The following is a 19,945-nucleotide window of genomic DNA, read 5'->3' on the forward strand; positions in this document are numbered from 1 at the left end:
CGGCTCAGCCCGCCTGTGCCTCATCGATGCCGGTGATGCGGATTCCGGCGCCCTCGGCGATCTTGTAGCGCTTGTTGATGGCGATGAGCACGGACGTCATCGCCTCTGCGGCGGCGGCATTGTCGAGAACGCCGCCGTGGATACCGCGCAGGCCCATTCGTCCGGCAAGGTCGATGACCGCCTGGCGCGCCTCCGGTTCGTCGCCGAACACCAGCACGTCGCAGCCGACCGATCCATCCCCGCGCAGCTTCTGGGCGGACACGTTGTGGAAGCCGGTGACAAGACGCACGGCGTCTCCAAGTGCGCTGGCCGCGCAGGCGGCGGCGGAGCCTTGGGCGGGAAGCTGGACGCGCGCCACCTTCGGCGGCACCAGCGGGACCGTTGTGTCGACGACGATCTTGCCGGCCACATGAGGGGCGATGGCGGCGAGCGTTGCCGCCTGGCTGGCGAACGGGACGGCGACGATCACCATGTCGCCGGCCTTGGCAGCGTCGGCATTTTCCAGGCCCCGCACAACGGCGGAGGGGACATCGGCGACGATCGCGGCAGCCGCCTCTGCGGCCTTCTCCGCGGTACGGGAACCGATGATCACGGGGACCCCGGCACGCGCCGCGCGCAGGGCCAGCCCGCCACCCAGCGCGCCGCTGCCGCCAACAATCGCGAGGGTCGGTGTGTCAGAGGTCATCCACGTGTGCCTTTCCCGCGTGTCGCGGCGGAGGTGGCGGTGGGCCTGCCCACCGATCGGTCGCGCGAAGCTATCATCGCGACCGGGTCAAAAATTGTGGCAATGCCCCGCAGGAGAACGCGCTCGGCTTCGAAGCCGGAGCGATTCCGTCTCGAGCGGGCTCGCTGCCATCATTGCAGTCGGTTGCGTTTGGTACCCGACGCGCATGGGAGCCAGGCCGTCTCCGGCCGGGCTCCCTGAACTGGCGCGCCACGGGCTGGTTGCACACGGCCGTGGGCTATTTGGCGTCGACGACGTCCAGGATCTGGACCTTCTTGTCCTTCACTCCCTGGATGATGACGATGCGGCCGGCCTGGTTGTGGTCGTCGAAGCTGACTTCCGGACCCATCACCGTCTTGAACTTGACCTTGGAAAGCGCGTCGCGGATGGCGGCGGGTTCCGCGCTGCCTGCCTCGTCGATCGCCTGGGCGATGATGCGCACGCTGTCATAGCCTGCCCAGGTCTGCAGGACCGGCAGCATGTCGTGCGCCGCGGTGATTTTCTCGGCGAGTGCCTTGTTCTGCGGGTTGTCGATCTCCGGCGAATAGCTCCAGGCGCTGACGGAGCCCTCCATGCCCCCGGCCTTGATGATCTGCATGTTCTCGCCGCCGAGTTCGGCGCGCCCGGTGTAGGGAATCGTCAGCCCGAGCTGCATGGCGTTGCGGAGCATGTTGATCTGGTCGCCGCCAAGCTGAAACAGCGCGATCGCGTCGGGTTTGGACCGGGAAACGCGGGTCAGCACCGGCGTGTAGTCGGGCGTGTTCTGGGGGACGAAGTCCTTCGACAGCACCTCGATGCCCGCTTCCGTTGCGAGTGGTTCAAAGGCGTTGGCGCCGCCGCGGCCGAAATCGGTGTCCTCTGCAATGATGGCCACCGATCCGAACAGCTTCTTCTCGCCGAGATAGCTCACCAGAGTGCGCATCATCGCCGCATCGGACGGGTTGATGCGGAACGCCCATTCGTTGCCGCCGACGCCGGAGAGTTCGGTGATCTTCGGGCTGGAGGCAACGCCGGACACCAGCGGGATGCCGGCTTCCTTGATGATGGGCATGGTGGCCAGGCCGGCCGACGAGCAGTGCGCGCCGATGATGGCGGCGACCTTTTCGGAAACCAGCCGGTTGGCGACGTTCACCGCCTCGGAGGGATTGCAGCGGTTGTCTTCCGCGACGAGCTGAAGCGGCCGACCCAGCACGCCGCCGGCCGCGTTGATCTCCTCAACCGCGAGATCGATGCCCCAGCGCTCGCGCTCGGCCGCCATCGCGGCCGGTCCGGAGTAGGGGGCACTCACGCCGATCAGAATCGGATCGGCTGCCTGCGCCGCCATCGGGATGCATACTGCGCAAGCAACTGACATCAGGGTTGCTAGTAATTTCATCTGTTCCTCCTATCGGGACACTGCATCGATCCGGAGATTCCGAGAAAATCTCCAAAAAATATTCGCAAAGTCGGCTAATTTCAGTTGGCATACGGCTTGCTATCGTCAATCATTGCAGAAGGAAGTGTCCGATGGCGTGATGGTCATCATATTCATGATTGAATATCGATAGTAAACGGGTGTCAACTATGTAAATAATGAGCGGTATGAAATAATGAGTTTTGATAAATATCGTTTCTTGCAGTGAATTTTCGCGCTATGCGGAAATAAAGGGGCGGCTGGGTGCAAGTGATCTGATGGATTGGGTCTATCTCCTGCAACTTACGGTAAACGGACTGGTGCTTGGCTTGATCTACGCGCTCATCGCGGCGGGTCTGGCGCTGATGTTTGGTGTCCTGGAGATCGTAAATTTCGCCCACGGCGAGTTCCTGCTGGTGGGCGCCTATGCCATGGCATTCGCGCTTCCCGCCTTCGGTCTTGCGTACATCCCCGGCGTGATCGTCGCGACGATCGCCTGCACCGCGGTCGGGCTCGTCGCCTATGAGATCTTCCTGTCCCGTCTGGAGCGTGGCGAGTTCGAGCGCAGCATCCTCATCACGATGGGCCTCTCCATCGTCATCCTCTACGGGATCCAGTACGTCTTTTCGGCCACGCCGATGATGGTCGAGACGCAATTCGGCTACGCCGGCGCCGATGTCGGCGACATCCGTATCGCCTGGACGCGCCTCGCCGCGGCGGGTCTCGCGGTTCTGGCGTTCATCTTTCTCTATGCCGTTCTCAACCACACCCAGCTCGGTCGCGCGATGCGGGCGGTGGCGCAGAACCGCGAGGCGGCGCTGATGGTCGGGCTGAAGCCGGCCCGTGTGGCGCGCAACGCCGTTGCGCTCGCGACCGCCCTGTGTGGGCTCGCCGGAGCCGCCATCGCCCCGGTCCAGCTCGTTCAGCCGCACATGGGACAGTTCCTCGTCTTCAAGGCACTCGCGATCATCATCATCGGCGGCATGGGCAGCATCGGCGGCGCCATCGTTGCCGCCATCGGCCTCGGCATCCTGGAAAACTGGATCGGCGGATTCTTCCCGTCGATCTGGCAGGAGGCGGCGGGCTTCATCGTGATGATCGTCGTGCTGATCGTGAAGCCGAATGGGCTGTTTGCCCGGGGCGGAGTGCGCGTCGGATGAAGAAGGTGCTCGTCCCGCCGGTGCTTGCCGTGCTCGCCGTCCTGCCGCTGGTCGGCGTGTCCGACTACGTGATCGGCGTCGGCGTGAGCGTGTTCATCTACGTGGTGGCGGCTCTTTCGCTGAACGTCGTCTACGGCCTGCTCGGCCTGCTGTCCTTGGCGCATGTCGCCTTCTGGGGCATCGGCGGATACTTCGCGGCGATCGCGGTCATGGACCACGGCATCAGCTTCTGGCTCGCGGTGCCGCTTGCGGGGCTGTTCACCGGGCTCGTCTCGCTCGCCATCGGCTATCCCGCCCTGCGTCTCAACCGCCACTCCTTCGTCGTGGTCACGCTGACATTTTCGCTGCTTGTCGGGCTGGTCTCGCGGGACTGGATGTCGCTGACGCGCGGTCCGATGGGCATCCCGGGGCTGCCGGCGCCGGTCTTCTTCGGCGTACCCATCGACGACGCCACCGGTTTCTACTACCTGGCGCTCGGCTTCGTCGTGCTCACCCTGGTCTGCCTCTACACGTTCTTCACGTCGCGGATCGCGGCGACCATGCGCGCGATCAACCAGAACGAGGCGCTTGCCCGCGCCCAGGGCATCAGTCCCGCGCCGTACAAGCTCCTCGGCTTCTTTATCTCGGCCATGTTCACGGGGATGGCCGGCGGGATCTTCGTCTTCCACCTGCGCATCATCGATCCCCTGATCTTCGACTTCTACTACATGCAAGCCTTCCTGATGATGGTGATCGTCGGCGGCCGCGGCAGCTTCTGGGGCGTCCTCGTCGCGGGCGCGCTGATGTCGCTGCTGCCCGAGCTGCTTCGGTTCTCGGCCGATCTCAGGATGGTGATCTACGGCATCCTTCTGCTGGCGGTGGTCTCGCTCGCGCCGGCCGGCGCGGCAGGCTGGATCAGGCAGCGGCGCTACGAGCGCCTGCGGGCGGAGTTGCGCCAGTGACCGCGCCGTCCAACGCTCCGCCTCTCGTGTCGGTCGAGGGACTGTCGAAGAACTTCGACGGCCTCAGGGCGGTCGACGACGTGTCCTTCACGATCGCCGCCAACACGATCACCGGCATCATCGGTCCGAACGGCTCGGGCAAGAGCACCACCGTCGACTGCATGTCCGGCTTCCAGCGGCCGAGCGCCGGGCGGGTGCACCTCGACGGGCACGACATCACCGGCCGCACGCCCGAGGCGATCGCACGGGCGGGGCTCATCCGGACCTTCCAGGCGGTCCGGCTTTATGAGGACATGTCGATCCGCGAGAATCTGCTGCAGGCGGCGCGGCCGTTCCAGCGCGTCGGATGGATCGGGGATTTCTTCCGGTCAGGCTCGATGCGCGAGGCCGTCGAGGCCGCCGAGGCGCGGTCGGACGAACTGGTCGCGATGATCGGCCTTGAGCGGTACCGCGACGCGCCGGCCTCCATCCTGTCCTATGGCCAGAAGAAGCTCGTTGCGCTGGCCGCGGCGTTGATGCCGCGCCCGCGCGTCGTGGTGCTCGATGAGCCGGTGGCCGGCGTCAATCCCACCCGTATCCGCGAGGTCGAGGAGGTGATCCTGCGCCTGCATGCGGCCGGAGAGAGCTTCATCATCATCGAACACAACGTCGAATTCGTCATGCGGCTCTGCGGGAGGGTGATCGTCCTCGTCCAGGGAGCGAAGATGATGGAAGGCGACCCGGCCACCGTTCAGACCGACGAGCGCGTATTGGAGGCCTATCTTGGCATCCGTGCTTGAGGCCACCGGGCTGTCGGCGGGCTATCGCGGCAACGCGATCGTCCACGATTTCTCCTTCGCGCTTGCCGAAGGCTCCATCACCACGCTGATCGGCGGCAACGGCGCGGGCAAGTCGACGCTGATGCGCGCCGTCTACGGCTCGTGCCAGCATTTCGGCGGCACGCTGGTCTTCAAGGGCGAGAACATCGAGAAGCTGGATCCCTGGCTGCGTTTCCAGCGCGGCATCGGCTTCGTGCCCCAGGGGCGCTGCAATTTTCCGCACATGAGCGTCGCCGAGAACCTGAAGCTCGGCTGTTACACGCTGCCCGGAGCCCTGCATGCGGAGCGGATCCGGAAGGTGCTGGATACCTTCCCGGTCCTCAAGGCGAAGCTGGGCGAACACGCCGGCAATCTCTCCGGCGGCGAGCAGCAGGTGCTCGAGACGGCGATGGTGCTGCTGTCGGAGCCCTCGCTGCTGCTGTTGGACGAGCCGTCGTTGGGTCTGTCCCCGAAGACCCAGAACGAAGTCTTCGAGGAAGTGCGGCGGATCGCCGACACCGGGGTGACCGTGCTGGTGGTCGAGCAGAACGTCCACGGCGCCCTGCTCATCTCCGACACCGCGATCGTCCTGGAGATGGGCCGCAAGTTCATGGAAGGGCCGGCCGACGCAGTCGCCCGCGACCCGCGCATCCGCCACGCGTACCTGGGCGGCAATCTAACTGAGGACATGGGATGAGTGGGACGGCACGCCTGGCGGTCGATATCGGGGGAACGTTCACCGATCTCGCCCTGCAAGACCGGGAACGCAGCGTAACGGCCAAGGTCCTCACCACGCCGGAGGCTCCGGAACTCGGCGTGCTTCAGGGCATCGACCTGATTCTCCAGCGCGCGGGCCTGGGTCCCGAAGACCTTGCGATCGTCATTCACGGAACCACGCTCGCCACCAATGCGATCATCGAACGCAAGGGCGCGCGCACGGCGATGCTGGTGACCGATGGCTTCCGGGATTCCATCGCGATGGCCTACGAGAACCGGTTCGAGCAGTACGACATCATGATGGAGCGGCCGGCTCCGCTGGTGCCCCGCGAACTCCGCCTGCCGGTGCCGGAGCGTGTCGATGCGCGCGGCAACGTCCTCACGCCACTCGATGTGGCGGCGCTGTCTTCGTGCGTGGAGACGCTGCGGGCGAACGAGGTGGGCGCGGTCGCGGTGTGCTTCCTGCACTCGTACGCGAACGCCGCCCACGAAGAGCAGGCGCGGGAGGTGCTTCAACGCCTGCTGCCGGATGTCTCGGTCACCCTGTCGAGCGAGGTGTGTCCGGAGATCCGCGAGTACGAGCGGTGGTCGACGGCGAGCGCCAACGCTTACATCCAGCCGGTGATGGCAAGCTACCTGAAGCGGCTGGTGGACGAGATCCGGGTGCGCGGCATCGCCTGTCCGTTCTTCATGATCACCTCGGCCGGCGGCCTGACCGAGGTCGAGACCGCCCGCAAGTTCCCGATCAGGCTGGTTGAATCGGGGCCGGCGGGTGGCGCCATCCTCGCCGCCAACGTGGCGCGCCAGTGCGGCTACGATCGGATCGTCTCGTTCGACATGGGAGGCACGACCGCGAAGATCTGCCTGATCGACGACGGTGCTCCGCACTACTCGCGCAACTTCGAGGTGGCGCGCGAATATCGCTTCCTGAAGGGGAGCGGTCTGCCCATCCGCATCCCGGTGATCGACATGGTGGAGATCGGCGCCGGCGGCGGCTCCGTCGCGGCGGTGGACGAACTGTCACGCATCCAGATCGGACCGGAGAGCATGGGTTCTCAGCCCGGGCCCGCCTGCTACGGGCGGGGCGGCACCAAGGGGACGGTGACCGACGCCGACGTGGTGCTCGGCCGCATTGACCCCGAGCGTTTCGCCGGCGGGTCGTTCCAGCTCCACAAGGATCGGGCCGAGGACGCGGTCGAGGGTTCGGTGGGCACGCCGCTCGGCCTGCCGGTGGTCGACGCGGCGCTCGGCATCTCCGAGGTCGTGGAGGAGAACATGGCGAACGCCGCGCGCGTCCATGCGATCGAACTCGGCAGCGCGCTGTCGGAGCGCACGATGGTTGCCTTCGGCGGCGCGGCCCCACTGCATGCCGTGCGGCTTGCCGAGAAGCTGTCGATCGACCGGATCGTGGTGCCGAAAGGGGCGGGCGTCGGATCCGCGGTCGGCTTCCTCATCGCGCCGGTCGCCTACGAGATCGCCCAGAGCCGCTTCATGCCCATCGACGACCGGTTCGATGCCGCGGCGATGAATGCGCTGCGTGCCGACATGTATGCGCGCGCCGAGGCCGTCGTGCGCGCCGGGGCGCCCGATGCGCCTCTCGTCTCCACCTGGACCGCCGACATGCGTTACGCCGGCCAGGGACACGAAATCGCGGTGCCGGTTCCCGCGGAGGCTTTCTCCGACGGTGACGAGACCTGGCTCGCAGCGGCCTTCGTCGCTCGCTACGAGGAGCAGTTCGGCCGATCGATCCCCAACCTTCCGGTGGAATCGATCGCCTGGTCGCTGCGGTTGGCGACGGACACGGCCGCGCCGGAGGCCTGTCCAGACGTCGCGCCTCTCCCGGGGGCGCCGCCGGAACGGACGGCGATGGTGGTCGATCCCGCAACGGCCCGGTCGGTCGAGATGCCGGTCTACCTGCGCGACAGCCTCCCGCCGGGCAGCGCGGTCGAAGGGCCCTGCATCATTGCCGAGAACGAGACCACCACGGTGGTGGGTGCACGCTTCAACGCTTCGATCAATGCCATCGGGCACATCGTCATCGAACGGAGAACGGCGGCATGAGCAACAACGCACTGTCCAAAATCCACCGCCAGATCATGTGGGACCGGCTGATCTCGGTGGTCGAGGAGCAGGCGCAGACGCTGATCCGCACCGGCTTCAGCACATCCACGCGCGAAGCCGGCGACGTGTCTGCCGGCGTCTTCAACGTGCGTGGCGAAATGCTGGCCCAGGCCGTCACCGGAACGCCGGGCCACGTCAATTCCATGGCCCGGGCGGTGGTCCATTTCCTCGATCGCTTCCCCATCGAGACGATGCGCGACGGCGACGCCTTCATCACCAACGACCCGTGGAAGGGGACGGGTCACCTGCACGACTTCACCGTTGTCACGCCGACGTTCCGGGCCGGCAAGGTCGTGGCGCTGTTCGCCTGCACCTGCCACGTCGTCGACGTGGGCGGGCGCGGCATGGGACCCGATGGCCGCCAAGTCTACGAGGAGGGAATATATATCCCGCTCATGCGATTCGCGGACGCCGGCGTCGTCAACGAGACGATGGTCGAGATCATCCGCGAGAACGTTCGCGAACCGGTCCAGGTGATCGGCGACATCTACTCGCTCGCCGCCTGCAACGACATCGGCGGTCGGCGGCTGATCGGCATGATGGATGAGTTCGAGATCCCCGATCTCGAAGGCCTTGGAGCCCACATCCTCGAGCGCACCCGGGTCGCGATGATCGAGGCGATCGGCAATCTCGCGCCCGGCACCTTCACCAACACCATGCGGGTCGATGGCTACGACCGGCCGCTCGACCTCGTCGCGCGCCTGACGATCGAGGATGAGGTGGTGCGCGTCGACTTCACCGGAACGTCCGGCCCCTCGTCCTTCGGCATCAACGTGCCGTTCTGCTACACCGACGCCTACACCAGCTTCGGCGTGAAGTGCATCGTCGCGCCCAACGTGCCGAACAACGCGGCGTCGCTGGCCGCCATCAAGGTGACGGCGCCGCCGGACACCATCCTCAGCGCCCGCCACCCGCTCCCAGTCGCGACGCGGCACATCACCGGTCAGCTCCTGCCGGACGTCGTGTTCGGGTGCCTCTCCCAGGCACGGACCCGGACCGGCGACCCGCTTGCCGTACCGGCCGAGGGCACCTCCTGTCTGTGGAACCTGTTCGCCATGGGCGGGCAGGGGCGGGTGGATGCCCTGCCGAGCGAGCTGGCCTCGGCCCGGACTTTCACGGTGATGTCGTTTCATTCCGGTGGAACGGGTGCGCGGCCCGGCAAGGACGGGCTGTCGGCCACGGCCTTCCCGTCCGGCGTGCGCAACGTACCGATCGAAATCACCGAGGCGGCTTCGCCGATCCTGGTCCTCAGGAAGGAGTACCGCACCGATTCCGGTGGTGCCGGCTTCTACCGCGGCGGCCTCGGCCAGGTGATGGAAGTCGATACGCTGGATGATGCGCCGTTCGCGATCAGCGCCAACTACGACCGCGTCCTGTTCCCGGCACGGGGCCGCGATGGCGGGCGCGAAGGCGCCACCGGCATCGTGCGGCTGAAATCCGGCGCGCACCTCAAGGGCAAGGGCCAGCAGACCATCCCGAAGGGCGAGCGGCTGCTGATCGAAATGCCCGGCGGCGGCGGCATCGGCGATCCGTTCCTGCGCGATCCCGCGAAGGTGCTCGAGGACGTGCGCACCCAGATGGTGTCCCGCGAGGCCGCGCGCGCCGACTACGGCGTCGTCGTCCTCGACGACTTCAGCCTCGATCTCGACGCGACCGTCGCCCTCAGGGCGAGCGAGCCGGATCGAACAAGGAAGACCATTTCTTCAGAACAGGGGAATGCCCGATGATCGTCAGCGCCGGCCTGCCTACCGGAATGGAAGGTCTCACCTATCCGATCCCGTTTTCGTCGCCCGAGAGCCTGGTGCAGATCGCCCAGAGCGCCGAAGCGCTGGGTTACCACTCGGTCTGGGGCAACGACCACATGACCACCCAGCATTACGTGCGCGAAGAGTTTCCGGTTCCGCCGCGTTTCTGGGAGCCGCTGATCACCTACGCCTACCTGGCCTCGGTCACCAAGACGCTGCGGTTCGGCACCGGGATCCTGGTGCTGCCCATGCGCCGCGACATCGTGGTGACGGCCAAGCAGATCGCCACCCTCGATCACTTCAGCGGCGGCCGGGTGGAAATCGGCGTTGGCGTCGGCGCCTACCGGGAGGAGTTCGACGCGCTCTGGCCGGATTCCGGCGCGCACCGCGGCGACATGGTGGAAGAGGGCGTCCAGGCGCTCAACAACCTCTTCGGCGAACGCGTTTCGACCTTCTCCGGCAAGTACTACCAGTACCGCGATGTCGAGCTCTATCCGAAGCCGCTGCAGGAGAAGCTGCCCATCTATTTCGGCGGCAACAACAAGAACCACCTTCGCCGGGTGGCCGAACACGCCGACGGCTGGATCCCGGCTGGCATGGAAGTCGGCAAGCTCGCCGCGGCCGTGAAGCAGCTTCGCGAATTCGTGGCCGAGGAAGGCCGCGACCCGTCGAAGATCGCCGTTGCCCCCCAGTTCGTCTGCCATATCGGCAAGACCCACGAGGAGGCGGTCGAGCGCTTCCGCCAGAGCCAGATGCACAAGCATCTGGTGTCGCTGTCGAAGTCGACGCTGATGGATCAGGGTGCCGTCAGCCACGAGGAGATCAATCTGGTGGGGACGGCGGACGAGGTGGTGGAAAAGGCGAAGGCGCTCGAAGCCGCCGGCGTGACGCATCTCCTGGGTCTCTATTTCGCCGTGAACACCGTCGAGGAGCTTCTGGAGCAGATGCAGGCCTTCTCCGAGGGCGTCATGCCGCACATCTGCTGATCATGATGTCCAACGCATCTGGCGCCTCGCCCGTCATGGGGACATCCCAACCGAGCCTGGCCATCGGCCAGCGCTCGCTCGGCGATCCCAGCCGCTTGTTCCCGCTCACGCCGGTGCTGACGTCGGGGTGTCCCGCAAGCTCCAGCGAGGAGATGCAGTACCCGCTCCAGGTCGACTACGACTACGGGCGGGTCGACCCGGCGCTGTTCGACCAGGCGCCGCTGCCGGGGTTGTCACGCTGGGCGCCGCTGCTGCCGCCGCTCGCGCCGGGCCTGTCGATGGGAGAGGGCGGCACGGCGCTGATCGAGGCGCAGGATCTCGGTCGCTCGCTGGGGTTCTCCGGCGCTCTCCTTTTGAAGGACGAGAGCCGCAATCCCACCTGGAGCCACAAGGACCGGCTCAATCTCTGCGTCGTTTCGGCGGCTGTCTCTGCGGGCGCGCCGGGGATCGCCGTGGCGTCCTCGGGCAACCACGGTGCCGCCGCGGCCGCCTATGCCGCCCGGGCCGGGATGCCCTGCGTCGTCGTCATTTCGGACGGACCGCAGCCCTCCTTTCGCCGGTTTCTCAAGGCTCTGGGCGCCCACGTCGTGGTCACCGACCAGGACCGGCGCTGGTCGGTGCTGCGCCGGCTCGTCGACGAGACGGGGTTCATGCCGGCCAGCAACCTCACCCGCTTCCACACGGGCAATCCCTACGGCCCGGAGGGTTACAAGACGATCGCCTACGAGCTGTTCCTGCAACTGGGCCGGCGGCTGCCGGACTCCGTGCTGGTGCCGACGGGTTACGCCGAGCTGCTGTTCGGCGTGTGGAAGGGGTTCCACGAACTGCGCCTGCTCGGTCTTACCGATCGCGTGCCGCGCCTGTTTTCCGCCGAGCCCGAGGTGCGCGGCCCGCTGGCGCGCGCGATAGGCTCCAACGCGGCTGCGGTGGAGGTCGCGGCGGTGCCCTCGGCGGCGTCCGGCATCGCCTGCACCGTGAGCGGCTATCGTGGGGTGGTGGCGCTGAAGGAGAGCCGCGGTGGTGCCCTGGTGGCATCGGAAGCGGACATGCGCACCATGCAGGTTAGGCTTGCCGAAAAGGGGTTCTATCAGGAAATCTCCGGCTCCTCCGGTCTGGCGGCGGGTGCCGCCGCGGTGGCGCGCGGTGCTGATCTTGGCGAGACGGTGGTGGCGATCCTGACCTCCACCGGCGTCAAGGACGGCCCGATGGACGTCTCCGATGTGGCCGTTCACGACGAGACGACCCTCGACGCGCTGATCGCCACCTTGCGCGGTGTGGGTGGACAGCGGTGAGGCTGAAGGGATGCAGGGACGCATGATCGACATCAGCCTGGAGGGCAGCGAATCCTGGGCGGACACGACGGCCATGGTCCCGGTCATGGAGGCAAACGGCGTCGAGACCGTCTGGCTCGCCAGCCATCTCTTTCAGCGCGAGCCCATCGCCCGGGCCGCCGCCCTGCTCGCGGCCAGCAGCAGCCTCCGTATCTCGCTGATGGCCATGAGCCCCTACACCGTGCATCCGGTCTATGCCGCCATGGCCGCCGCGACGCTCGGCGAGATGTTTCCCGGCCGGGTCATGCTCTGCCTCGGCGTCGGGGCGCCGCGTGATCTGGAGGCGGCGGGCGTGGAGGCCCCGAAGCCGCTGTCGACGCTGCGCGAGGCGATCGCGGTCACCCGCGCGCTGTTTTCCGGCGAGGTGGTCCACCACGATGGTTCAACGTTCTCGGTGCATGGGCGAAGGCTCGCGTCGGGACCGTGCCCTGTGCCGCTCGCCCTCGCGGCGTCCGGTCCCAAGATGCTCGAGCTCGCCGGCGAGGCGGCGGATGCGGTGCTGATCAGCGCGGGCGCGTCGATCCCCTTCATCCAATCCTGCCTTGCGACCGTCGCGGAAGGGGAAGCCAGGTCAGGCCGGCGGATCCGGAAGGTCGGCCTGCTCTACGCGGCGGTGTCGGCGGACGAAGCGACAGCACACGCGAGCCTGAAGCGGACCCTCGCCTTCATCCTGCGCGGAGCCCACCACGCCCGCAACATCCAGCTTGGTGGTTCGACCCTCGACCAGGTGGCGCTGGGGGAGGCCTTCGCCGCCGAGGACTGGAGTGCCGTCGAACGCATCATGGGCGATGAGACGGTCGCCCGCCACGCCGCCAGCGGCCGGCCCGATCAGGTGCGCGCCCGCATGCAGGCCTATCGCGACGCCGGTCTCGATCAACTGGTGCTGTCGGGGCTGAAGACCGCCGACGATCTCGACCGCCTTCTTCCGCACCTTGCTGCCGCCGATTGAGACTTGGTGCACTGCGGTATGCGGCGTAACATGCCCTGTGAAAGATCCCGATCGCCGCATTGAGGGTTCTCCGATGACAGGTCCCATTAAGGATCGCGACTTCGCGCTCGACGCGAACCAGTCACTGGCAAAGGCGCTCAGCATCATCGAGGCCCTCAGCGCCTCGCAGACCGACATCGGCGTGCGCGAACTCGGCCGCCAGCTGTCGGTCCCGCCGAGTGTCGTTCACCGGCTGCTGGCCACGCTGCGCAACCATGGCTTCGTCGAACAGGATCCGCGCACGATGCGCTACCGCATCGGCTTCGGCCTCTTCGAGGCCGGGCAGTCCTACATGTCCCAGCGCACGCTCGCCGATTCCGCGTTCGAGGAACTCCAGCAGGTTAGCCGCGATTACGAAATGGCCGCCTATCTCGGCGTCATTCACGACGATCAGATCGTCTACATCCTGTCCCTTCCCGACCGATCCGTGCCGGTGAATCCGCAGCCGGGCAAGCGTGCCCATCTGCACTCGACCGCGCTCGGAAAAGTCGCACTCACGTATTTCTCGGACACCGATCTGAAGCCGATGCTCAGCGAGCTGCCGCTGCCGCGTCTCACCTACGCCACCATCACCGATCCCGAACGGCTGGCCGACGAGGTCCACCAGGCGCGCGAGACGGGCTGGGCGACCTGTCTGGAAGAGAACATCGAGGGCATTTTCGCCTTCGGCGTTCCGGTCCGCAATCAGCGCGGCGACGTGATCGCCGGCATCAGCCTCGCCTCGCAGGGCCGGGCCCTGTTCAACAACGCCCGCGACCGTGCGCGCGAGGAGCTGGCGGAGATTTCCGCGCGCATTTCCGCGCGTCTCGGAGCGCCAGTGCCGCGGCCGCATTCGCCGGCGCTGTAAGGCTTCCCCGCACCGTTCGAAGTTGGGGATCGGCTCAACGGGGCCAACCCTGCGGTTCGGAGCGGTAAACGCTTCTCCATGTCGCTCCGACCTCCAAGGATCGATCTGGCCTGCAACTGCCTGATCCCGCCCTCCCGCCTCAAGTGCGGCGGCGCTGTCGCGGGCAGCCGCCCGATGGCGATCGCCGATGCCCCGGCGTCAGTCGAGCCGTCAACGCTCATCTCCCCGTCCATATCGCCCGTCCGCGCGTCGCATAACGCTGGGCGGAATTTGCTCTCGCCGCTAAGAAGCGCACCGACCGTGCTCGCCATTTCAACAATGTAAGATGACAAAAGAGGCTTGTGAGATGTCACCAGCCCAAATTAGGATGCCAATCATGCTGGATCACAACTCTCCCTTCTCCGCCGGATCGACCCCGCCCAAACCCGGCGCCAAGCGTGCGTTCGCCGAGGAGCGAATCCGCGACGCGGTGGTCCACTGCGAGCTGGTGCCGGGTTCGACCGTCTCGGAAGTGCGCCTGATGGAGGTCTACGGGCTCAACCGGGCAGGTGTCCGGGCGGCGCTGCTGCGCCTCGAAGGAGAGGGCATGGTGGAGGCGCTGCCGCGACACGGCTGGCGCATCCGGCCGGTCTCCGGCGCCTATATCGGCGAGGTGGTCGCCGCTCGCCGCGCGCTCGAGCGGTCGTTCGCGGTGCGCACGCTCACCGACCCGCAGGTGGCGCGCATCGACGAACTCGGACAGATCGTCTCGGTGCTTGTGGGCCGGTCCGAGACGGGCTCCCGCAAGAGCCATCGGAGTTACGACCGGGAACTCATGGAAACCCTGATGGGCGGAATGGGCAGTCTTCGCCGGCGTTGGCTGGGCGAGGTCTGGGATCATTGCGCGCGCATTGTCCATTTCTTCGAGCGTGGGGGCGCGGAGCCGTTCGAGCCGGCCGACCGGGCGCGGCTGATCGCGGCGTGTCAGGCGCGCAATGAAGGGGCGATCCAGGACGAACTCGCTTCGGCGGTGGATGCCTACGAGCGCTACGTGCTGTCCGCCTTCTGTGCCCAGGACGCCGAGATCGTCGCGCCGGCGAGGCCAGGCCGGACGCAGAAGGCCAACCGGCGCTCCGCCGAAGCCTCGCCGCAGAAGTTGTCAACGAAGAGGGGAACAGACGAATGGATTGGAAGACAGGACTCGTAACCCGTCTGGGTCTTTGTTTGCGGGGTGGACACGCCGCCGCCAAGAGCCCGCAGCGAACCGAAAGCCGGCGTGTTGCCGCCGGCCTTCCGCGTGCCGTGTTCGGCGCGCTCGCCGTAGCCGCCGCCGCCATCGCAGTGCCGAGCGCGCCGGCAATGGCCAAGGACAGCCTGACCATCGATCTCGTCAACGAACCGTCGTCGCTCGATCCGCACGGCCAGTGGAACCCCGACAGCTACTACGTCTACCGCAACGTCTTCGACAACATGGTCACCCGCGAGAACGACGGGAAGATCGTGCCTCAGGTGGCGAAGTCGTGGGAGCAGCTGTCGGACACGCAGGTGCAGTTCAACCTGCGCGACGACATCACCTTCCACGATGGCGAGCCGCTCACCGCGGAGGATGTCGTCTACTCGATCGAGCGCATCACCGATCCGGATTTCGGCAGCCCGCAGCTCGGCCAGTTCAACAAGATCATCAAGGCGGAAGCCAAGGACGACCACACGGTCGTGCTGACCACCGACGGTCCTTACCCCGTGCTGCTGCCGCAGCTGGTGAAGCTTTCCATCGTGCCGAAGCACGTGGTGGAGAAGGTCGGCAACGACGAATTCAACCTGCATCCGGTCGGCAGCGGACCGTACAAGCTGGATGACTGGCAGCGCGGCGTCCAGGTGACCGTCGTCCGCAACGACGACTACTGGGGCGACAAGGGACCCTTCGAAAAGGTGACCTTCCGGGCGGTTCCTGACGCAGCCACCCGGCTTGCCGATCTCCAGTCCGGTGCCGCGGATCTCGTGGTGACCCTGGATTCCGACCAGGCAAAACAGCTGGACGCCTTCCCGAACGCCCAGCCGCTCATCGTCCAGACCGAGCGGGTCGGATACTTCGCGCTGAACTCGACCAAGCCGCCGCTCGACGACGTCCGCATGCGCCTGGCGATCGCGCTCGCGATCGACAAGGAGGGCATCATCGAGGGCATTCTGGCCGGTGGGGAGAAGGTGGTTGGCGAACTCGTGGCGCCGGCGAGCTTCGGCTGGGTCGCGGGGATCGATCCGTTTCCCTACGACCCAGAGAAGGCCAAGGAGCTGATTGCCGAGGTGGGTGATCCGGCGAAGACGAAGATGTCGCTCGCCACTTCCCCGGTGTTCGACCAGAAGGTGGTCCAGGCCATCCAGCAGATGCTGACGGACGTCGGCCTCAACGTCGACATCGAGATGACCGACATGGGAACCTGGTTGAAGAACCAGCAGCAGTCGAACGACCAGGCGCCGATGCTGACTTTCTCGCGCTGGTCGTGCGCGTGTCAGGATGCCGACGGCATCATGTTCCCGCTGCTGCATTCGTCGTCGAACTGGGCGCGCTACAACTCCCCCGAGCTGGACGCCATGCTGGAGGAGGGGCGCTCCGTTCTCGACGAGCAGGCCCGTCTGGACGCCTACGCGAACGTCCACAAGTTCGTGAAGGACGAAGTCCCGATCATCCCGCTCTACCAGGCGGCGATCATCTACGGCGGCGCGAAGGGCCTCAAGTGGCAGCCGACGGCCAACGAGAGCATGTTCCTGAACCGCATGAGCTGGGCGGAATAGCTCCCGGACCAAGACGGGGGCGCCGGCCGGACCGGTCGGCGCCCCGATACAATCCATCTGGGCAACGATCCGGACAGGGAGAAGTCACATGGGTCCGCACCGCTTACGCCTCACGGGATTCCTGGTCGTCATCGCAGTCTCGGCGGCATTGATGTCGCCCCCTCCCGTCCAGGCGAAGGACAGCATCACCGTCGACCTCGTCGACGAGCCCTCCTCCCTCGATCCGCAGGGCAACTGGAATCCGGACAGCTACTACGTCTACCGCAACATCTTCGACAACATGGTCACCCGCGACAACGCCGGGCAGATCGTGCCGCAGGTCGCGACATCCTGGGAACGGATCTCGGATACCGAGATGAAGTTCGAGCTTCGCGACGACATCACCTTCCACGACGGCACGCCGCTGACCGCGGAGGATGTGGTCTTCACCATCGAGCGCATGACCGACCCTGATTTCGGCAGTCCGCAGCTCGGTCAGTTCAACAAGATCGTCGGTGCGAAGGCGACCGGCGACCACGAGGTTGTTCTCACCACCGATGGTGCCTACCCGGTCCTGCTGGCGCAGCTGGTCAAGCTCTCCATCCTGCCGAAGCATGTGGTGGAGGAGGTCGGAAACGACGCCTTCAACCAGCATCCGGTCGGCAGCGGGCCCTATGCGTTCCAGTCTCAGCAGCGCGGGGTCTCAGTCACGCTGAAGCGCAATGATGCCTACTGGGGCGACAAGGGACAGTTCGAGACGGCCGTGTTCCGGGCCGTTCCCGATGCGTCCACGCGGATTGCCGATCTCCAGGCGGGCGCCGCCGATCTCGTCGTCAGCCTCAATTCCGATCAGGCGCGGCAGCTCGAGAACACCTCGGGAGTGAAGCCTCTCATCGTCCAGACCGAGCGCGTCGCCTATCTCGGCCTCAACACGTTGAAGCCGCCATTCGATGATCCGCGGATGCGCCAGGCGGTCGCCTACGCCATCGACAAGCAGGGGATCGTGGAGGGCATTCTCGCCGGCGGCCAGAAGGTCCTCGGCGAAGTGCTGGCTCCCGTCAGCTTCGGCTACGTGGACGGCATCGAGCCCTACCCCTACGACCCGGAGAAGGCGAAGGCGCTGATCTCGGAAGCCGGGGGGCCGCCGGCGAAGATCGTCTTCGACACCTCACCGGTCTTCGACCAGCGCGTCGTGCAGGCGATCCAGCAGATGCTCAACGACGCCGGGTTCGACGTCGAACTGAACCTGATGGACCTGGCGACCTATCTGCAGAAGGTCCGCAACCCGAATGCCGAGGATCGTTCGACCATCAGCTTCGGCCGCTGGTCCTGTGCCTGCCAGGACGCCGACGGCACGCTCTATCCGCTGCTGCAGTCGGGCTCCAACTGGTCGCGCTATCAGAATCCGGACATGGACAAGCTTCTGGAAGAGGGCCGATCCTCGCTCGATCCCGACACCCGTCTCGCCGCCTACGCGGCCGTCCACAAGAAGGTGAAGGAAGACGCCATCGTCATCCCTCTCTATCAGTCGGCGATCATCTACGGCGCGCAGGATGCTCTGCAGTGGACGCCGACGGCCAACGAGAGCTTCTTCCTCAACCGCATGTCCTGGCAGGACTGAGCGAGGCAAGGGCCCGACCGATACGATGGCGCTTTTCATCCTCCGCCGGCTCGGCCAGGCCTTCATCGCGATTTTCGGGGTGATGACGCTGGTGTTCTTCATCCAGCGTCTCACTGGCGACCCGACCTATCTGCTTGTCCCCGAGACCGCGACCCAGGCCGACATCGAGGCGATGCGGCACACGCTCGGCCTCGATAAGCCGCTTATCGTCCAGTATCTCGGTTTCCTGCGAGACGTCTCGCAGTTCGACTTCGGCCGCTCCTACATCCAGCGGGTTCCGGTGCTCGACATTATCTCCGCCCGTCTGCCCTACACCCTGCAGCTTGCCGGCGGGGCCCTGCTGGTGTCGTTCGGCCTTGGTGTGCCGCTCGGGGTCATCATGGCGCTTGGCCGGGAGCGCGCCAGCACCCGGATCCTCACCGCCTTCGTCTTCGCCTCCCAGAGCATGCCGACCTTCTGGAGCGGCATCCTGTTCATGATGTTCTTTGCCGTGTGGCTCGGCTGGCTGCCGCCCTCCGGAGCGGGCGGGATCGAACACCTGATCCTGCCGTCCTTTGCGCTCGGTCTCCTGTCGATGGCGACGTTCGCCCGCGTGACCCGCACGGCGATGCTCGACGAGCTCTCCAAGGACTACGTCCGCTCCGCCCGAGCGCGCGGGGTGGCGACGCCGCGGCTGTTCTGGCGGCATCTCCTGCGCAACGCGGCGATCCCGGTCATCTCGATCTCGGCGCTGGAAATCTCGCAGCTCCTCGGGGGTGCGGTGATCGTCGAGACCGTGTTCGCCTGGCCGGGCCTCGGTCTCCTGACCGTGCAGTCGATCGTCTCGCGCGACTTCCTGGTGGTCCAGGGCATCGTCCTGCTGGGCGCGTTCGTCACGATCGCGCTCAACTTCATCGCCGACGTCCTCTACAGCCTCGTCGACCCGCGCATCCGTCTCGACGGGGTGGGCCCATGAGCGCCGCGGAGCCCGTCGCCACGCCGGTCGTGGTCCCGCGCCGCCGCCGGTTCCGTATCGGGATCTGGCCGTTCGTCGCGATATTCGCCGCCTTCGTGGTGATCGCGGTGTTTGCCCCGTACATCGCGCCCTACAATCCAAACGCCCAGAACCTGCTCGGCCGGCTGAAGCCGCCGGGCACCGAGGCGCGCCAATTCTACTATCTGCTCGGGTCCGACGAACTGGGACGGGACCTCCTGAGCCGGATCATCTTCGGCGCCCGGATCTCGCTGTCGGTGGCGATCCTGTCGGTCTGCCTGTCGAGCGTGGTCGGCACCGTCCTCGGCATGGCCGCCGGTCATTTCCGCGGCTGGACCGAGACGATCATCATGCGGATCGTCGACATCTTCCTTTCGGTGCCGGCCATCCTGCTGGCGATCATCACCGTTGCGGTCCTGGGGCCCGGCTTCATCAACGTGGTCATCGTGCTGGCGCTGACCCGGTGGCCTCGCTACGCGCGCGTCGCCTACGGCCAGACGCTGTCGGTGGCGAACATGCCCTACGTCCGGATCGCCCGCTTCATGGGCGCTGGCCCCGGGCGGATCCTGTTCCTGCACATCCTTCCGAACATCATCGGCCCGCTGACCGTGGTGGCGACGCTGGAGTTCGGGCTGATGGTCCTGTTCGAGGCGGGGCTCTCGTTCCTGGGCCTTGGCGTGCAACCGCCGACGGCGAGCTGGGGTGCCATGCTCAGCGTCGGCCGCAACTACGTCGCGACGGCCTTCTGGATCGCGACCTTCCCCGGAATCTGTCTGTTTCTCCTGATCCTCTCGGTCAACCTCATCGGCGATGCGGTGCGTGACCGGCTGGATCCCAAGTCGAGGTGAGTAGG

Annotated in this window: 17 protein-coding genes; 15 read left to right on the forward strand and 2 right to left on the reverse strand. The window is 66.3% G+C overall.

The genetic code is table 11. The features are described 5' to 3' along the window. Positions 1–4: 4 nt before the first annotated feature. Together npdG and AB7M35_RS14505 are read right to left on the reverse strand one after the other, a co-directional pair. Positions 5–685 carry an NADPH-dependent F420 reductase gene (npdG, locus tag AB7M35_RS14500; RefSeq protein ID WP_453960969.1) on the reverse strand — a complete coding sequence of 227 codons (681 nt, stop codon included), beginning with the start codon at positions 683–685 and terminating at the stop codon, positions 5–7. A 277-nt stretch (positions 686–962) separates the two neighbouring features. Next, positions 963–2,099, reverse strand: coding sequence for an ABC transporter substrate-binding protein (locus AB7M35_RS14505; RefSeq protein ID WP_453960972.1), 1,137 nt, complete (start codon positions 2,097–2,099; stop codon positions 963–965). Positions 2,100–2,395: 296 nt separating this feature from the next. Here AB7M35_RS14505 and AB7M35_RS14510 point away from each other — a divergent pair, with 296 nt between their 5' ends. The 15 genes from AB7M35_RS14510 to AB7M35_RS14580 all read left to right on the forward strand — a co-directional run bounded on the left by AB7M35_RS14510 (position 2,396) and on the right by AB7M35_RS14580 (position 19,940). After that, on the forward strand, positions 2,396–3,277 hold the full coding sequence (locus AB7M35_RS14510; RefSeq protein ID WP_453960974.1) for a branched-chain amino acid ABC transporter permease: 882 nt from the start codon (positions 2,396–2,398) through the stop codon (positions 3,275–3,277). Next, positions 3,274–4,218, forward strand: a complete 945-nt coding sequence (locus tag AB7M35_RS14515) for a branched-chain amino acid ABC transporter permease (RefSeq protein ID WP_453960976.1) — start codon at positions 3,274–3,276, stop codon at positions 4,216–4,218. Before AB7M35_RS14510 ends, AB7M35_RS14515 begins: the two co-directional genes overlap by 4 nt. After that, positions 4,215–4,997 carry an ABC transporter ATP-binding protein gene (locus AB7M35_RS14520; RefSeq protein ID WP_453960978.1) on the forward strand — a complete coding sequence of 261 codons (783 nt, stop codon included), beginning with the start codon at positions 4,215–4,217 and terminating at the stop codon, positions 4,995–4,997. The genes AB7M35_RS14515 and AB7M35_RS14520 overlap by 4 nt, the downstream gene beginning before the upstream one ends. After that, complete coding sequence (locus tag AB7M35_RS14525; protein ID WP_453962543.1) at positions 4,990–5,712, forward strand: ABC transporter ATP-binding protein; 723 nt, start codon at positions 4,990–4,992, stop codon at positions 5,710–5,712. The genes AB7M35_RS14520 and AB7M35_RS14525 overlap by 8 nt, the downstream gene beginning before the upstream one ends. Continuing rightward, positions 5,709–7,793, forward strand: coding sequence for a hydantoinase/oxoprolinase family protein (locus AB7M35_RS14530; RefSeq protein ID WP_453960980.1), 2,085 nt, complete (start codon positions 5,709–5,711; stop codon positions 7,791–7,793). The genes AB7M35_RS14525 and AB7M35_RS14530 overlap by 4 nt, the downstream gene beginning before the upstream one ends. Next, positions 7,790–9,580, forward strand: coding sequence for a hydantoinase B/oxoprolinase family protein (locus tag AB7M35_RS14535; RefSeq protein WP_453960982.1), 1,791 nt, complete (start codon positions 7,790–7,792; stop codon positions 9,578–9,580). The genes AB7M35_RS14530 and AB7M35_RS14535 overlap by 4 nt, the downstream gene beginning before the upstream one ends. Further along, positions 9,577–10,584, forward strand: coding sequence for an LLM class flavin-dependent oxidoreductase (locus AB7M35_RS14540; RefSeq protein WP_453960984.1), 1,008 nt, complete (start codon positions 9,577–9,579; stop codon positions 10,582–10,584). The genes AB7M35_RS14535 and AB7M35_RS14540 overlap by 4 nt, the downstream gene beginning before the upstream one ends. A 35-nt stretch (positions 10,585–10,619) precedes the next feature. Then, positions 10,620–11,876: a threonine synthase gene (locus AB7M35_RS14545; protein WP_453960986.1), complete on the forward strand. Its 1,257-nt coding sequence runs from the start codon at positions 10,620–10,622 to the stop codon at positions 11,874–11,876. A 22-nt stretch (positions 11,877–11,898) separates the two neighbouring features. Continuing rightward, positions 11,899–12,864 carry an LLM class flavin-dependent oxidoreductase gene (locus AB7M35_RS14550; protein WP_453960988.1) on the forward strand — a complete coding sequence of 322 codons (966 nt, stop codon included), beginning with the start codon at positions 11,899–11,901 and terminating at the stop codon, positions 12,862–12,864. A gap of 73 nt (positions 12,865–12,937) precedes the next feature. Further along, positions 12,938–13,750 carry an IclR family transcriptional regulator gene (locus tag AB7M35_RS14555; protein ID WP_453960989.1) on the forward strand — a complete coding sequence of 271 codons (813 nt, stop codon included), beginning with the start codon at positions 12,938–12,940 and terminating at the stop codon, positions 13,748–13,750. A 367-nt stretch (positions 13,751–14,117) separates the two neighbouring features. Further along, positions 14,118–14,936: a GntR family transcriptional regulator gene (locus AB7M35_RS14560; protein ID WP_453960991.1), complete on the forward strand. Its 819-nt coding sequence runs from the start codon at positions 14,118–14,120 to the stop codon at positions 14,934–14,936. Positions 14,937–15,088: 152 nt separating this feature from the next. Further along, positions 15,089–16,519, forward strand: coding sequence for an ABC transporter substrate-binding protein (locus AB7M35_RS14565; protein ID WP_453960992.1), 1,431 nt, complete (start codon positions 15,089–15,091; stop codon positions 16,517–16,519). Between the two features lie 151 nt (positions 16,520–16,670). Continuing rightward, a complete protein-coding gene (locus AB7M35_RS14570) occupies positions 16,671–18,119 on the forward strand; it encodes an ABC transporter substrate-binding protein (RefSeq protein ID WP_453960994.1) in 1,449 nt (482 codons plus the stop codon). Positions 18,120–18,144: 25 nt separating this feature from the next. Then, complete coding sequence (locus tag AB7M35_RS14575) at positions 18,145–19,074, forward strand: ABC transporter permease (protein ID WP_453960996.1); 930 nt, start codon at positions 18,145–18,147, stop codon at positions 19,072–19,074. Then, complete coding sequence (locus AB7M35_RS14580) at positions 19,071–19,940, forward strand: ABC transporter permease (protein ID WP_453960998.1); 870 nt, start codon at positions 19,071–19,073, stop codon at positions 19,938–19,940. Before AB7M35_RS14575 ends, AB7M35_RS14580 begins: the two co-directional genes overlap by 4 nt. The last annotated feature ends 5 nt before the right edge of the window (positions 19,941–19,945 follow it).

Source organism: Amorphus suaedae (assembly GCF_053629675.1).

Excerpts from the sequence above, each read along its gene's own strand:
- AB7M35_RS14570 (WP_453960994.1), top strand. The coding sequence starts at position 16,671 with ATGTCGCCCCCTCCCGTCCAGGCGAAGGACAGCATCACCGTCGACCTC.
- AB7M35_RS14555 (WP_453960989.1), top strand. The coding sequence starts at position 12,938 with ATGACAGGTCCCATTAAGGATCGCGACTTCGCGCTCGACGCGAACCAG.
- AB7M35_RS14565 (WP_453960992.1), top strand. The coding sequence starts at position 15,089 with ATGGCCAAGGACAGCCTGACCATCGATCTCGTCAACGAACCGTCGTCG.
- AB7M35_RS14560 (WP_453960991.1), top strand. The coding sequence starts at position 14,118 with ATGCCAATCATGCTGGATCACAACTCTCCCTTCTCCGCCGGATCGACC.
- AB7M35_RS14540 (WP_453960984.1), top strand. The coding sequence starts at position 9,577 with ATGATCGTCAGCGCCGGCCTGCCTACCGGAATGGAAGGTCTCACCTAT.
- AB7M35_RS14535 (WP_453960982.1), top strand. The coding sequence starts at position 7,790 with ATGAGCAACAACGCACTGTCCAAAATCCACCGCCAGATCATGTGGGAC.
- AB7M35_RS14530 (WP_453960980.1), top strand. The coding sequence starts at position 5,709 with ATGAGTGGGACGGCACGCCTGGCGGTCGATATCGGGGGAACGTTCACC.
- AB7M35_RS14545 (WP_453960986.1), top strand. The coding sequence starts at position 10,620 with ATGGGGACATCCCAACCGAGCCTGGCCATCGGCCAGCGCTCGCTCGGC.
- npdG (WP_453960969.1), bottom strand. The coding sequence starts at position 685 with ATGACCTCTGACACACCGACCCTCGCGATTGTTGGCGGCAGCGGCGCG.
- AB7M35_RS14505 (WP_453960972.1), bottom strand. The coding sequence starts at position 2,099 with ATGAAATTACTAGCAACCCTGATGTCAGTTGCTTGCGCAGTATGCATC.
- AB7M35_RS14510 (WP_453960974.1), top strand. The coding sequence starts at position 2,396 with ATGGATTGGGTCTATCTCCTGCAACTTACGGTAAACGGACTGGTGCTT.
- AB7M35_RS14550 (WP_453960988.1), top strand. The coding sequence starts at position 11,899 with ATGATCGACATCAGCCTGGAGGGCAGCGAATCCTGGGCGGACACGACG.
- AB7M35_RS14515 (WP_453960976.1), top strand. The coding sequence starts at position 3,274 with ATGAAGAAGGTGCTCGTCCCGCCGGTGCTTGCCGTGCTCGCCGTCCTG.
- AB7M35_RS14580 (WP_453960998.1), top strand. The coding sequence starts at position 19,071 with ATGAGCGCCGCGGAGCCCGTCGCCACGCCGGTCGTGGTCCCGCGCCGC.
- AB7M35_RS14575 (WP_453960996.1), top strand. The coding sequence starts at position 18,145 with ATGGCGCTTTTCATCCTCCGCCGGCTCGGCCAGGCCTTCATCGCGATT.